Raw genomic sequence first — 14,090 nt, 5'->3', positions numbered from 1 at the left:
TTGATAAAATTATGTTCGTTTATACGATGTTTTTGCTTCGCCAAGATGTCGCCTTGATTCGAAAGACGATGCCAATCTACTAAAAACCGCTAAGCCTATCCCTGATAGTATTTTCCTTGCTGGGTTAATGCTTGGAAAAGGTGTAGGGTATCAAACATAAAAATAAGATTACAAGATCCAAAAGGCTTCTTATGCGTACTCAGTCCATCTTAAACCTCTTAGTCATTGATGACGATCAGCTCTATGCTGAGCGCCTTGTGCACTTACTAGGTTGCTATTATGACACCATCAATTTAGGGTTTTTGGACGATAAAGAGGAGCTGTTAAAGTCACTTCGACAACCGTGGGATGTCTTGGTGTTTGGCAATGCTTATGATATGAGTTTCACCGATGTGGTGGGCGTCGTTCAAGAGCAAAGTATTGATTTGCCTATGATCTGCCTATTCAATGAAGAGATGGCAGCGTCCGCCAATAACGATGAGGGGCTACCTGATATTATTAGCGGCACGATGGTCAAATCGCTCAAAGTAGACCAAGAGATGGCAGTAGTGATGTCTATCTGTCTACAGCATGATAATTTACGCAGTCGCCGTGAGCTTAGAGCGTTGCGACATGTTCTCTCTGAAGCAGAGCAACGCGCCAACGTATTGATTAAAAACTCTAAAAGTGCGGTCGCCTATATTGATCAGGGTATTCATATTTTTGCCAATGACCCTTATCTTCAGCTTTTTGGTTTTGAGTCAATGAATGATGCCATAGGCGTGCCTGTTGTTGACCTGATTGCAGGCGGTGATAACGTTAAGGGTTTCAAACAGTTCTTACGTCAATTTGATAAAGGTAGCCGCCAAGAAGTCGAGTTCAATTTTGAAAGTAAGCGGATGGATGGCAGTACTTTTGAAGCAAAGCTACAATTGGCAGCCGCGACCTTAGATGGCGAGCCAGTGACGCAGGTTATTATCCAACAAAACCATAATAACAGTGCGGAAGTCGCTAAGCGTTTGGCAGCCGCTGAATGCAAAGACAGCCTGACAGGAATCAACAACCGCCGCGGCTTTGAAGAACAAATGGCAATCGTGTACCAGCAAGCACGTCAAGGTGTAATGACGGCTGGGCTTTTGTATATTCAGCTCGATAATGTCGGTAAAATAAGAAGCAGTCTAGGTTTGCAAGGGGTAGATGCGACCGTCAAGCAAGTCGCCTATGCGTTAGATGAGCTGATATCAGACGGGCATGTGAGTCGTTTCAGTGATACCGCCTTTACCATACTGGTCGAGGATAAGAGCACCACAGAGCTTGAAACACTGGCTAAGCATATTGGTTCACGTATCAGTGATATGCTCATTGAAGTAGATAAGCGTACGACGAGTACGACTGTCAGTATTGGTATTGTCAAAATCGAAACCAATACAGCAGAGCCAAGTATCGTGCTCGAACGTGCGATGGATGCCATCAGTCAGATTATGATAGAGACCTCTAATCATGGCGGCACTTATCATTTGTACGATCCAAGCGAGCATGCCAATAGTGATGATCATGCGCTTGCCGAATCTTTAGTTGATGCCATTGCCAATAGCCGTTTTGAGTTATCGTTCCAGCCAATATATGATATTAACAATGACCGAAGCGACTTTTTTGAAGTATATCTGCGGTTGCCATTGGCGGATGCGGACAATACGATATTGACGCCTGATCAATTTATGGCAGTCGCCAAGACGCATAAATTGCTCGAAAAAATAGATCGTTGGGTGCTCATCAATGCCTGTAAAAAGGTCAATGAGGTACGTAAAACACATCCTGAAGCCAGATTGCTAGTGCAATTGACTAGTGCCTCATTGATAGACAAAAAACTGCCTAGTGTTGCCAGTCAGCTTATAAAAGCGGTGGGCGGTGCAGCTGGTGTACTCACCTTGCAGTTCAACGAAAAAGACGTCTCAGACCATCTCACAGTGGCAAAAACACAATTTGCCGCCCTTAGCCAAGTCAGCTGTCAGATGGGCATCAATAACTTCGGCTCTTCTGCCAAATCCATAGAGATTGTCAGTTTTGTGCAGCCAGATATGGTGCGTTTAGCACGTAGCTATGTGGATGGCATTGACTCAGCAGACAATTTAGAAACTGTCAAATCACTTATTATGCGTACGAATGAAGTCAATGTGGACGTATTGATGCCTTATATTGAAGATGCGGCGACCATGTCCGTTGCTTGGAGCGTGGGCGCGCGCTATTTACAAGGCTATTATCTAGAAGAACCCAGCAGTACGATAAAGGTTGCGACCTAACGTCATTTAGGATCCGTTTGATATGCAACTATCAACAGTGCCTATTTATGGAATACTCGACACGGCTTAATAGCTCATAAATTTTTTATCGTCATACATTACAAAAGCCTTACTCAAATTGTCCTATAAGCGTTGTTTATTGGCTCGATATGCCCCAATAAATAACGTTATGTTTTTACAAGCAGCTATTTAGACGTGAAGAGGGTTCCACTTTGCAAGTGTTTGACCCTACCTTATTATCTATATTGTTCACCTATAGCTGACATTCCTTAACCAAAGATTGCCGAAAATGCCCATCATTAATAAATATCAAATAAGCAGTATATTTGCTGCTGTTTTATTGCTCAGCGCTTGCGGAGAAAGTACGCCACCGGATCATCGTGCTGCTGTGACATTGCCGCTCTATATGGAAGGTGATGCTGATAACGGCGCGATCATTTATCAAGACGCTTGTGGTCAATGTCATCAGCTGAATGCGGGACTCAACAAAAAAGGTCCGCAGCTGATGAATATATACGGTGCGCCCGCCGCTGAGCTAGAAGATTACACCTATAGTGACGGGCTAAAAACATCAGGTTGGGTATGGGACGCGCAAACGCTTGACCCTTATATTGCGGATGCAGAAAAAGCCATGCTAGACTCAAAAATGCTATCAAACCCGATGCCCGATGCGCAAGAACGCGCAGATGTCATCGCTTATCTGTCAACGCTTCGTGCCGCCGTGCCGATAACTGAAGATGACTCAAAGCAATAGCCAGTTTATGGCGTGTCCTTAAGCTAAACGAAAGCGACTAAATGGGCTAAAGATGGTTAAATTTTGCCAAACCACGTCAAACAATTGGTTAATATCTTGATATTATCAGCGCTATTTTCCTTGTTTGGTTGCCATTTATCTCATTTTTATCACCACTTTCAAAATAAGAACACGCCCTAGAAACACTAATCCCATAAGAAATGAGCCAATAATTGACTATGACCCACGCAGCTATCGATAGAGCCATTATAACACCACATCCATCAGCAGCAGAGGTGATTCATAAGTTGACCTTTAGCGCTGCCGACTATCGTCACAATCAGCAAAAAATTGCCCAACTTATGGCGCAGTTAAATCATATTGTGTTAGATAAGCCGCAAGTGGTTAAGCTTGCGCTGAGTGGTATTTTGGCAGGTGGACATCTGTTACTGCAAGATCTGCCGGGTATGGGTAAGACGACGTTGGCGCAAGGCTTGGCGCAATTATTAGGCTTGAGCTTTAGCCGTGTACAGTTCACCAATGATATGCTGCCAGCAGATATCTTAGGCATGAGCATTTATGATCAAAAGAAACAGCAATTTGAGTTTCGAGCAGGTCCTATTTTTACTCAGCTTTTGCTCGCTGATGAGATTAATCGCTCTAGCCCTAAGACGCAAAGCGCGTTACTAGAAGCGATGGAAGAACGACAAGTCACCCAAGATGGGCAAACCTATCCTTTGCCGCAGCCGTTTTTTGTCATTGCAACCCAAAATCCTCTACAGCAAGCAGGTGTCTATCCGCTTCCTGAATCGCAGCTAGATAGATTCTTACTATGCTTGTCGCTTGGTTATCCGTCGCCTACCGCAGAGCGTGAGCTATTAAAAGGTCAGGATCGCCGCGAGCTACTAAAAAATTTAGATGCGCTGCTTGATACTGAGGCGGTGTTGTTAGCACAGCAAGGTGTTAAACACGTTTATGTCGCGGATGTGGTCTTGGATTATCTGCAGCGATTGGTCGCAAAGACACGAGCAAGCTCCGAGTATCATGGCTTATCACCGCGTGGAGTATTGTCGCTACAGCGTGCCGCGCAGGCTTATGCGTATGTATCGGGGCATATGGAAGTGACACCTGAGGACATCCAAGCGGTGTTTGCCGCGGTCACAGATCATCGTCTCGGTCAGCGCTTTGTCCTAGCGCATGTGACTGGTGGGCAGGCGACACAGACCATCGCACAACGTATATTGGCAGAAGTGGCTGTTGTTAGTTAAATGATGGTTATTTAAATAGTTGTTACTTCAATCACTATTATCTGAGTATTTATTTTTTAGCTGCTTGTTGTTTCATAGTGTATTTGTTTTAAAACTATCACCAATTGTGAATGAGAGTATCAATTTTATGGTAAGGATAGGGTAGTCATGAGCTTTTTGCCAAAAGCCTTAACCGTACCAGCCACTTCAGCATTAAGCCGTTGGTTTGCCTCGCGTGCGCCTAAAAGCGATAGCGCCACCCTCAATTTGCGTAACGTCTATATCTTTTTTAGCCGTGAAGGGGTGCTATATGCAGTGTTATTAATCATCACCTTTATCGCTGGCATTAACTATGGCAATAACTTGGTATTAGGTTTATGTTTTTATTTGGTCAGCGTCTGGCTTATCAGCTTTCATGTAACCTTTGCGCACATTTCAGGTCTGCAAGTACGTTTGCTTGAAGTGACTATGGCAGAAGCGGGCGCGCCTGTTTGGGTGACTTTGCAGTTGCGTAGTGAGAGCCGTCAACCAAGACGACAGTTGTTATTTAGCTTTGAGCAGACTGATGACAAGGCTAGTAGCAAGCCTAATAATAAAACAGATAAAAAAGCCCATAAAAAAATCAAACATAGCGCTGATAATAAACAGTCGATACTTGTGACACGACTGCAAGGTGAGCAAATTATTCGCTTGCCAGTACTGACGCAGAATCGTGGGCAGTTTGAATTACCACGCTTAAAAATAAAAACGGTTTATCCGTTAGGTATCATGAGGGCGTGGTCCTATGTTTATTTTGCCCGTACTGCTTGGGTCTATCCAAAACCTGAAGTGTTTGATTGGCAAGCGCAGTATGCCGTTGCCAGTCAGGAGGATTTGCCAACAGGTGGGCAATATCGGCAAGGTCAAGATGATTTTGAGCGGCTAGATAACTACGTTGAAGGCGAGTCGCTGGCACGGGTGTCGTGGGGACATGTAGCACGTGGTCAAGGCATGTTGACCAAGCACTTTGCTGATCCAGTCGGTCATGAGCAAACGTTAGATTATGCGGATATGCCAGCAGCACATCATGAGCAAAAACTGGCACAACTGGCGTATGGGGCGATGAAATTAGGTGAGCTGGGCGTGACATTTCATATGCGCTTACCCAATGACATTCATTCTACTGCACCAATGGGTGAAGGCGACAGTTTTGCACAAGCGTGCTTGCTAAGGTTGGCGAAAGCACAATGAATAATAGGAGCAACTCAAATAGGAGCAACTCAAAAAAACTCCCTACAAATGACGCTGAAAACACATTTATAGGTTTTCCTGAAACAAGTCCCACAAGCTTTGAGCAGTTGGCACTGGGTCAAAACGTCACTGATCGTGCTTTACAGGATAGCGCTGCAAAATGGACTCGTAAGCTATTCGCCTTGCCTGCTTATTATTGGGTGCTAATTGCTCAAATTACCGTTATTTTACCTCATGCGGCGCATCTGCCGTTTTGGTTGATAGGTTTTGCGGTGGTCAGCATCGCCGCACAGCTGCCGTCTATAAAAGCTAAGTTTAAAAAAATAGCGCATTTAGAACGTGTCTATCAAGGCATGCAAATGCTCGGCTTTTTATTGGGACTGGCAGGTCTATGGCTGACTTACAATACAGCGTTTGGACTGGATATGGGCGTGGCGTTTTTAGTGCTCTGTCTCATCAGCAAGCTGTGGGAGATGTATAAACGGCGTGATGCTTATGTGGTCCTAAATTTATCACTATTTGTCCTTGCCGCGCTGTTTTTGATGGATCAAGGTCTTGTGACGACTTTAGAAGTGATTGTTGGTGCAGTTATCATTTTATTGGCATTTATCGCGCTTAATGATGACGGCAACACTCGCGGTGATGGTCGCTTGCGTACTTTGGGTGTGCTGGGTATCGGGGCGTTGCCGTTATTAGTCGTGCTATTTTTGTTCTTCCCGCGCTTGCCACCACTATGGTCAGTACAGCTATCAGGTCAGCAAGCAACCACTGGCGTGTCCGACAGTATGTCACCCGGGGATTTTGCCAATTTGGGACAATCGACTGAGCTGGCGTTTCGGGTAGAGTTTGCAGATAATCGCCCGCCACAACAGCAGTTATATTGGCGTGGTTTGGTGTTTAGCGACTTTGACGGTATTACATGGCGTCCTAGCCCTCAGCAACGAAAATGGCGACCTGCACCGCAAATGCCATCTTGGATTGAGAATGCCTTTGCAACTGTCCCTGATGAAGTAAAAGTTGCGCCTACTAGCTATGAAATTATCTTAGAGCCGACGCAGCAAAACTGGCTATTTGGACTTGATTATCCTTTTGCCCAGCGCCAAGATGTCAGTATTACTTCAAACTTTACCTTATTAAAAGATCAGCCCGTCACTCAGCAGTTACGTTATGAAGTATTGCAATTTGCACCGATGCGCATTGACCCTGTTCTCTCTGATGAGTTACGACGTCTAAATCTTACCTTGCCAGCCGACGGAAATCCGCAAGCAAGAGCACTGGCACAGCAGCTATTTGCGCAATCAGACTCAGACCCAGTGCGCTATATGGCGGCTATTGAACGCTGGATTAACCAAACGGACTTTCGTTATACGTTATCACCGCCAAGGCTGAATAATAACCGTATTGACGAGTTTTTATTTGAGACCAAAGCTGGGTTTTGTGAGCATTATTCTTCCAGTTTTACCTTTATGCTGCGCGCCGCTGGCATACCCGCGCGCGTCGTCGCCGGCTATCAAGGTGGTGAGCTGAGCCGCGGTGGCAATGTGTGGGAGGTGCGGCAAAAGGATGCGCACGCTTGGACGGAGGTTTGGCTTGAGGGTCAAGGCTGGGTACGTGTCGATCCGACGGCTTTTGTTGCGCCTGAGCGTGTCGAGCAAGGGATGGATGCGCTGACGCAGGCACAAGGAGCGGCAATGTTCGGCGATGGCGCTAGCGCACAAATCAGCTATCAGCAATATCAAATGCTACAAACCTTACGCCGCCTCTCAGATCAAGCGAGCTACTATTGGCAAAAAGACGTCGTTGGTTACGATCAGGACAAACAAGCTGACTCGCTGCTTAAATGGTTTAATATCCGCTCAGTGATGCAGCAAATTATCTGGTTGGCAGCGAGTGCTATTACTGTCATGGTGATTTTGGTCTTTGTCATTTGGCAACGCCGCCGCAAGCGCTGGCATCCAGCAGACCAGCCGCTTGCACAGCTATCAAAACGTATTGGCAAAGCGGATAAATCACTTGCTCGTGATGAAAGTGAAGGTCAGCTGGCTTGGCTTGAGCGCTTGGCTAGGGCTGTTGATGACCGAACTAATGATATCGGTAGTTATGTAAATAGCGATGTAAATGTGTCACGTAGCGCTGATAGTAGTAAAGCTAGTAAGCTCACAGATAGCGGTCATTCAGATATTGTCCAAGCAAAAATCATGCAGATGAGGCAGGACTATCGTCAGCTCCGTTATGGGCGTCTAAGCACACTTGGAACCAATCATAGCGAATACCAAGCCGTACTCAAACAGCTAAAGAAAGATGCGAGTGAATTGTTCTAGTGGCTGTTTTGTGAAAGCGTTGCTTAGCACATGATAAAAAATTAAGGATAATAGAGGAGGCGGTTCTATGGCGATATATGTGGATTTTATGCAGATAGAATTTAAAGGCTATAAGTGGTGCCATATGCTGGCAGATACCCTGCAAGAGCTGCATGATTTTGCCGCACTGATTGAAGTGGATAAGCGTTTATTCCATCGAAACGCCAGCTATCCGCACTATGACGTCACGGTACAAATGCGAGAAACGGCGATTCAATATGGCGCTATTCCTGCTGGTCGAAAAAAGATCATCGAATGTGCAAAGAAGTTAAAAGTAGAGTTGCATGAGCAAATAGCACGGTCTGAGCATTGCTAGTAAATGAAGCTTTTAAAGATATAAAAAGGTGGGAGTGCTTTTGCATCCCACCTTTTTATATCTTTAGATTTTCACCCAACGCTTATACCCTCTCAAAAAATTAGAGTAGCAAGGAAAACGAGTGTAAGTACTACATCTAGTAGACTAAGCGAGCGGAACAAGCAAAAATGATGTCGTTAATCGTATTTTTTGGGTTTGGTATTACTTTGCAATAGCGGCTTTACTGACACCATCAAGGGCTTTTGCGATATTAGCTATTTCAGTATCACAACCTTTGATATTGTGACGACTCTTTAGGTATTCGGGATTGTTGTAAGACAACCAGACCTTTTTATCAGCATCTTCACTGATGAGGATTTTTTGCGGCAAGTCGATAGCGACGCTTTGCTCGCAATTCATCAATGGCGTACCCGCTTTCGGATTACCAAACATAATCACTTGCGTCGGTCTTAATGTTAAATTGACACCTTGGGCATTCTTTTGGTGATCGACGCGCGCAAATACTTTCATACCTTTGCTTTCAATAATTGCCGCCAGTTTATCAGCGGTATCTTGCACGGAATGATTGCTTTGCAGCGTAACCAAGCCTTTTTCGGCATCGATAGCAGTCATCGTTGCTCGCGTTGATGGCATCTTATCAGGCGCGTTTAAAATATTTTCAACACTGGCGCAAGACGATACGGCCAACGCTAGGGCAGCGATAGAGAGAATCTTAAGCATAAAAAGTCCTTTTATTGTCATTGTTCATTCAGCGATTGCTGGCTGGCAATATCGAATATTTAGTGTGAACCATAATATTCCTTGTGCTTAGTAGCATCGATAGTAGCATTGTGCGTAATAAACCGTGCATAGTAAAGCCTCGCATTGCAACACACCTTAAAAAATGCCTAAGCCAAAACGCATAGCTAAACCAAATGCTCTGCTAGATAATCGACGAGCAGTCTAATCTTTGGCGATAAATGACGGTTGTGCGGATAGATGGCCCAGATACTTTCTTCAGGCTCTCGATAGTTATTCAATAAGCTGACCAGCTCACCTGATGCTAAGTATTTTTGCACATAATAATCAGGTAGCTGCACGATACCCAGACCTTTTAACGCAGCATCGACTAGACTATGACCGCTGTTATATTGGACACTGCCAGACACGCGCAGGTTTTTTTCTTTATCAGCATTTTTTCCAGAATCTATTTTGCCATCTTCTATAAAGTGCCAATAGTCACGCGTGCCAAGTAAGCAGTTATGCTGACTCAGATCGCTCAAAGAATGTGGTATGCCGTATTTTTCGAGATAAGCAGGCGCGGCACAGACGAAATTGGTACGACGGCTGAGCTTTTTTGCCATCATCGTCGAATCGCTTAATTTGCCGATACGAATCGCCAAATCATAACTGCCATCAATGAGGTCGATTTTTTGATTGCTCAAAAACGCCGTCACTTCGATATCGCGATATTGCACCATGAAATCATTGATCAATGGCAATAATTGCTGCTCGCCATAAGTGACAGGAGCGGTCAGTTTAATCCTACCTTGAGGCTTTGATTGTAAATTGCTCACTGCTTGCTCAGCCGCATCCAAGCCATCGAGCACCCCGCGGCAATGCTGATAAAACACGCGACCTTCTTCAGTCAGTGATACCTTACGCGTCGTGCGATACAGCAGTTTAATATTCAGTCGCTTTTCTAAAGCGCTTATCTGCCGACTGACTTGCGCGGTTGAGATACCCAATTCTTTTGCCGCCCGCGTAAAGCTTTCGTAATCTGCTACATAAACAAATTCGCTAATACCATCCCAGCGCATGATTATTACCACTGTGTAAAAGATATTTGCAAATATAGCACATTGTTATCGCTATAGAAAAAACTATAATAGCCAGTATAAAGCTTTACAGACTGCTACAACTGCCGCTTGCCTCCATTCAACAAGCAAGATAAGCTGAATAGAGGTCTGCGCTTAATAACCCATAAAATGAATTAAAAAGAGAGATAACGATGTCAGATAAATTTATTAAATCAAAAGCCGCCATTGCTTGGGGTCCAAATGAGCCACTATCTATCGAAGAAGTGGATGTTATGCTGCCCCGTAAAGGCGAAGTATTGGTAAAAATCGTGGCAAGCGGCGTCTGTCATACTGATGCATTTACGCTCTCTGGCGAAGATCCAGAAGGTGTGTTCCCAGCGATTTTAGGTCATGAAGGTGGCGGTATCGTTGAGCAAATCGGCGAAGGCGTCACCAGTGTGCAAGTCGGCGATCATGTCATTCCTTTATACACAGCAGAATGTGGCGTCTGTAAAATGTGTACCTCAGGCAAAACCAACTTGTGCTCTGCCGTACGCGAGACCCAAGGTAAAGGCTTAATGCCAGACGGCACCACGCGTTTTTATAAAGATGGTGAGCCTATTTATCATTATATGGGCTGCTCAACCTTCTCTGAATATACCGTGTTGCCTGAGATTTCTTTGGCAAAAGTGAACAAAGAAGCCCCACTCGAAGAAGTCTGCTTATTGGGTTGCGGTGTCACCACGGGTATGGGTGCAGTGATGAATACGGCCAAGGTAGAAGAGGGTGCGACTGTCGCTATCTTTGGTCTCGGCGGTATTGGTCTATCAGCGGTCATAGGTGCGGCAATGGCAAAAGCCAGTCGTATCATTGCTATTGATATTAACGAGAGCAAATTTGAGCTGGCTAAAAAGCTTGGCGCAACCGACTGCATCAATCCAAAAGATTATGACAAGCCAATTCAAGAAGTCATCGTTGAATTGACCGATGGCGGCGTCGATTATTCATTTGAGTGTATCGGTAACGTCGATGTCATGCGTTCAGCGCTCGAGTGCTGCCATAAAGGGTGGGGCGAGTCGGTCATCATCGGTGTCGCTGGTGCTGGACAAGAAATCTCTACTCGCCCATTCCAATTAGTGACTGGTCGCGTCTGGCGCGGTTCAGCATTTGGCGGCGTAAAAGGTCGCAGTGAATTACCAGGTTATGTTGAGCGTTATTTGGCTGGTGAGATTCCACTACAAGATTTCATTACCCATACCATGCCATTAGAGGATATCAACGAAGCGTTTGATTTGATGCATAAAGGCGAGAGTATCCGTACGGTTATTCATTTTTAAAAATCATTATTAATAATAGTGATTATAGATTTAGCCTCATAAAGTAGCAGTATGCTAAACCAAAAATGCCGTCCTTATATAGGGCGGCATTTTTTTGGCATTGGCAATTATTTTTTAGTGGAAAAAATTATTTGTTCGGCAAGCGTGGTTAGATCTGCTGCTACAAAGTCTGGCGCTGGAACGTTTGGCGCTGATAATAAAGCGTTGTGCGGTCGCGTGAGAAACGCCCCTTGGCAGCCAGCCGCTTGAGCGCCTATCGTATCCCAAAGATGACAAGCGACTAGGCACAAATCTGACAACTCAACAGACAATGCGTGAGCGACCATTTGATAAGTCTCAGGCGCAGGCTTAAATTTACCAACAGTTTCAACACTAAAATGCTGTTCAAAGAAATGGCTGATGCCAGCTTTTTCAAGTGGGGTCGGGGAAGCGCTATTTGCTGAGTTGGTCAACGTTACCAGTCGAAACCCTGCCTCACGCAGTTTGGTTAATGCTGGAACTACATCAGGGTGAGCAGGCATTTTGCTCATACGCTCTTTCAATTCGTCGATATCGCTATCTATCAGCCTGACGTTATGAATATCAGCGGTCATCTGTAAGGCGCTGACGCCAAGCTCGCCAAAAGGCGTATAAAGTCCTGATAACGTCATGGTTTGTGAATATAGCACCAATTGCGCAAACCATTCTCTTAGTAGTATTTTATTGCCAAATAGGCGAGCGAATAATGGTTCAAGAGTGGTAATGTCGAGTAGCGTCTCATTGACATCAAACACGATAATAGGGAGAGATTTATCAGAGGACATAAGGGATCCTTTTAGGAATAGCTAACGAAACCTTGCCAAAAAACCTCGTCAGGAAAACTAGGGCGTGTCTTCATTTCAAAAATGGTGATAAAAATGAGATAAATTGCCGTCAAACGAGGAAAATAGCGCAGATAATATCGGGATATTAACCAGCTGTTTGACGATATTTGGCAAGATTTAACCATTTTTAGCCCATTTAGATGACTATCGAATGAACTGAAGATGCGCCCTAGTCTGGCATGTCAGCCAACTGCTGCAAGATATTTTTGAAATTTTCCACACCTTGTGCACCACTAACCAGATGACGCTTATTAAAAATTACCGCTGGTACGCTTTGAATGCCTTGTTGTTGCCAATGTTGCTCTTCTGCGCGCACCTCTTTAGCAAACCTTTGGTCTGCTAACACGGCTAGTGCCTCATCACGATCTAGTCCAATCTCTGCTGCGATATCAGCAAGCACGGCATTGTCAGAAATATTGCGACCATTGGTAAAATGAGCGACGAATAACGCCTGCTTTAAGTCATGCATGCGACCTTGCTGATCTGCCCAGTGCAGCAATTGATGCAAGTTGAACGTGTTATGCATGCGCGTGTCATCGTTAAAGTTAAACGTAAAGCCAACCTCATTACCCGCTTCCATTAATCGAGCACGGCTAGCATCAGATTCTTGCTTGCTCGACCCATATTTCTCCATAATATGTTCACGCATATTTTGTCCTGCGCTTGGCATATTTGGATTAAGCTCAAACGGATGCCAGTGAATCTCGTGTTCGGTGTTGGTTTGCTTGAGGGCTTCTGCCAGCTGGCGGTAACCAATGACGCACCAAGGACAAACAACGTCTGAGACGATATCGATGCGTAGTGGCTGCTCTGAGGGTAACTGCTTTGAGGGTAACTGCTTTGAATGTTCCATATCTATCTGCCTAATTCAGTATTTATTTTTTATATAAGCTGTCTGTGGTCGACCGCCTTATAAATCAATGCTAATTAACTAATGCTAAGAGAATGAGGGAACAATTACAATATCGTCTAAGTTACTGTTTCATGAGTCTCTGTCTAATAAGTATCTGCTTAAATAACTGTTCAAATGGCGGCTCAAATAACTCAGCGATGCACTGAATCATCAGTAACGTAATAACAAAATAGGTGACTACTTAACCAATCTGTAACGGTCATCAAACGGGTTTTTGCTTAAAGTGGCGGTACTAAAAATCTTGGAGTCATAAATGAAAAATATCACTGAAGCCATGAACTGGCGTTACAGCACCAAAGAGTTTGATGCCAATAAAAAAATATCAGCAGCAGACTTTCAAAGTTTAAAGGATATCCTACGACTTAGCCCATCAAGCACCAATATCCAACCTTGGCATTTTGTGATCGCTGATGATGATGCTGGCAAGGCACGTATCGCAAAAGGTACGCAAGGGATGTTTGATTTCAACATGGCAAAGGTGAAAGATGCCTCACACGTCATAATTTTCTGTAGTCGTATCTATGCTGATGATGAATTTTTGCATGAAGTATTGGATAAAGAAGATACGGATGGTCGCTTCGCAGAACCAAAATTCAAAGAGCAAATGCATCAAGTGCGCAAGATGTTTTTGGACATTCGCCGTTGTGAGCAAAAAGACGAGCCGCATTGGCTTGTCGAGCAAGTGTATCTAAATATGGGTGCATTATTGCTGGGTGCTGCTACTTTAGGCATTGATGCCGTACCGATGGAAGGCGCTGATCTAAAGGCACTCGATGAAGAATTTGAGCTACGTAGCAAAGGCTACACAGCCGTTGCCGTTATCTCACTGGGTTATCGTAGTGAAGACGATTTTAATGCAGATTTGCCAAAATCTCGATTGAGTGAAGCGAGCATAATTACTAAAGCGTAATGCCCGACTGGTATTTTTAACTGACTATATTGAACTCAAATAGCGTTATAAACGGCATGTTTATAGCGCTATTTTTTTTGCTAATAAAATGAGTTTTTGAGTTTCATTTATAAAATTGATAGTG

General features: G+C 44.4%; 12 protein-coding genes. 8 read left to right on the top strand and 4 right to left on the bottom strand.

The annotated features are described in order from the left end of the window. The first annotated feature begins 191 nt into the window (after positions 1 to 191). The 6 genes from C8D84_RS01700 to C8D84_RS01675 all read left to right on the top strand — a co-directional run bounded on the left by C8D84_RS01700 (position 192) and on the right by C8D84_RS01675 (position 8,165). On the top strand, positions 192 to 2,279 hold the full coding sequence (locus tag C8D84_RS01700; RefSeq protein ID WP_109589530.1) for an EAL domain-containing protein: 2,088 nt from the start codon (positions 192 to 194) through the stop codon (positions 2,277 to 2,279). A gap of 289 nt (positions 2,280 to 2,568) precedes the next feature. Next, entirely contained in the window at positions 2,569 to 3,033 is a 465-nt protein-coding gene (locus tag C8D84_RS01695) for a c-type cytochrome (protein WP_109589528.1), read from the top strand. Positions 3,034 to 3,251: 218 nt separating this feature from the next. Continuing rightward, a complete protein-coding gene (locus C8D84_RS01690; protein ID WP_228244415.1) occupies positions 3,252 to 4,280 on the top strand; it encodes an AAA family ATPase in 1,029 nt (342 codons plus the stop codon). A gap of 147 nt (positions 4,281 to 4,427) precedes the next feature. After that, positions 4,428 to 5,489 carry a DUF58 domain-containing protein gene (locus tag C8D84_RS01685; RefSeq protein WP_109589525.1) on the top strand — a complete coding sequence of 354 codons (1,062 nt, stop codon included), beginning with the start codon at positions 4,428 to 4,430 and terminating at the stop codon, positions 5,487 to 5,489. Further along, positions 5,486 to 7,810, top strand: coding sequence for a transglutaminase family protein (locus tag C8D84_RS01680; protein ID WP_228244399.1), 2,325 nt, complete (start codon positions 5,486 to 5,488; stop codon positions 7,808 to 7,810). Before C8D84_RS01685 ends, C8D84_RS01680 begins: the two co-directional genes overlap by 4 nt. 67 nt (positions 7,811 to 7,877) lie before the next feature. Further along, positions 7,878 to 8,165 carry a DUF4031 domain-containing protein gene (locus C8D84_RS01675; RefSeq protein WP_109589523.1) on the top strand — a complete coding sequence of 96 codons (288 nt, stop codon included), beginning with the start codon at positions 7,878 to 7,880 and terminating at the stop codon, positions 8,163 to 8,165. 201 nt (positions 8,166 to 8,366) lie between these two features. Here the strand turns inward: C8D84_RS01675 and C8D84_RS01670 are convergent, their stop codons facing one another. Further along, on the bottom strand, positions 8,367 to 8,885 hold the full coding sequence (locus tag C8D84_RS01670) for a DUF302 domain-containing protein (RefSeq protein ID WP_109589521.1): 519 nt from the start codon (positions 8,883 to 8,885) through the stop codon (positions 8,367 to 8,369). Positions 8,886 to 9,070: 185 nt separating this feature from the next. Further along, complete coding sequence (locus tag C8D84_RS01665; protein ID WP_109589520.1) at positions 9,071 to 9,964, bottom strand: LysR family transcriptional regulator; 894 nt, start codon at positions 9,962 to 9,964, stop codon at positions 9,071 to 9,073. Between the two features lie 191 nt (positions 9,965 to 10,155). On the opposite strand from C8D84_RS01665, the gene C8D84_RS01660 reads away from it, so the two are divergent. Continuing rightward, a complete protein-coding gene (locus tag C8D84_RS01660) occupies positions 10,156 to 11,280 on the top strand; it encodes an S-(hydroxymethyl)glutathione dehydrogenase/class III alcohol dehydrogenase (RefSeq protein ID WP_055124643.1) in 1,125 nt (374 codons plus the stop codon). A gap of 107 nt (positions 11,281 to 11,387) precedes the next feature. Here the strand turns inward: C8D84_RS01660 and C8D84_RS01655 are convergent, their stop codons facing one another. Both C8D84_RS01655 and C8D84_RS01650 read right to left on the bottom strand, forming a co-directional pair. Then, a complete protein-coding gene (locus C8D84_RS01655; RefSeq protein ID WP_109589518.1) occupies positions 11,388 to 12,083 on the bottom strand; it encodes a haloacid dehalogenase type II in 696 nt (231 codons plus the stop codon). A 229-nt stretch (positions 12,084 to 12,312) separates the two neighbouring features. Further along, positions 12,313 to 12,996, bottom strand: coding sequence for a DsbA family oxidoreductase (locus C8D84_RS01650; protein ID WP_109589515.1), 684 nt, complete (start codon positions 12,994 to 12,996; stop codon positions 12,313 to 12,315). Positions 12,997 to 13,309: 313 nt separating this feature from the next. Between C8D84_RS01650 and nfsB the strand changes: the two genes are divergently transcribed. Beyond that, entirely contained in the window at positions 13,310 to 13,966 is a 657-nt protein-coding gene (gene nfsB, locus C8D84_RS01645; protein WP_109589513.1) for an oxygen-insensitive NAD(P)H nitroreductase, read from the top strand. The last annotated feature ends 124 nt before the right edge of the window (positions 13,967 to 14,090 follow it).

The sequence above is a fragment of the Psychrobacter immobilis genome, assembly GCF_003148585.1.
GTDB classification, from domain to species: Bacteria; Pseudomonadota; Gammaproteobacteria; order Pseudomonadales; family Moraxellaceae; genus Psychrobacter; species Psychrobacter immobilis.
The sequence above is the reverse complement of the archived record's forward strand: the minus strand, read 5'-3'. Positions and strand labels throughout refer to the sequence as shown.

Coding starts and splice junctions, on each gene's coding strand:
- C8D84_RS01670 (WP_109589521.1), bottom strand. CDS start 8,885: ATGCTTAAGATTCTCTCTATCGCTGCCCTAGCGTTGGCCGTATCGTCT.
- C8D84_RS01680 (WP_228244399.1), top strand. CDS start 5,486: ATGAATAATAGGAGCAACTCAAATAGGAGCAACTCAAAAAAACTCCCT.
- C8D84_RS01690 (WP_228244415.1), top strand. CDS start 3,252: ATGACCCACGCAGCTATCGATAGAGCCATTATAACACCACATCCATCA.
- C8D84_RS01650 (WP_109589515.1), bottom strand. CDS start 12,996: ATGGAACATTCAAAGCAGTTACCCTCAAAGCAGTTACCCTCAGAGCAG.
- C8D84_RS01665 (WP_109589520.1), bottom strand. CDS start 9,964: ATGCGCTGGGATGGTATTAGCGAATTTGTTTATGTAGCAGATTACGAA.
- C8D84_RS01700 (WP_109589530.1), top strand. CDS start 192: ATGCGTACTCAGTCCATCTTAAACCTCTTAGTCATTGATGACGATCAG.
- C8D84_RS01655 (WP_109589518.1), bottom strand. CDS start 12,083: ATGTCCTCTGATAAATCTCTCCCTATTATCGTGTTTGATGTCAATGAG.
- C8D84_RS01660 (WP_055124643.1), top strand. CDS start 10,156: ATGTCAGATAAATTTATTAAATCAAAAGCCGCCATTGCTTGGGGTCCA.
- C8D84_RS01685 (WP_109589525.1), top strand. CDS start 4,428: ATGAGCTTTTTGCCAAAAGCCTTAACCGTACCAGCCACTTCAGCATTA.
- C8D84_RS01695 (WP_109589528.1), top strand. CDS start 2,569: ATGCCCATCATTAATAAATATCAAATAAGCAGTATATTTGCTGCTGTT.
- C8D84_RS01675 (WP_109589523.1), top strand. CDS start 7,878: ATGGCGATATATGTGGATTTTATGCAGATAGAATTTAAAGGCTATAAG.
- nfsB (WP_109589513.1), top strand. CDS start 13,310: ATGAAAAATATCACTGAAGCCATGAACTGGCGTTACAGCACCAAAGAG.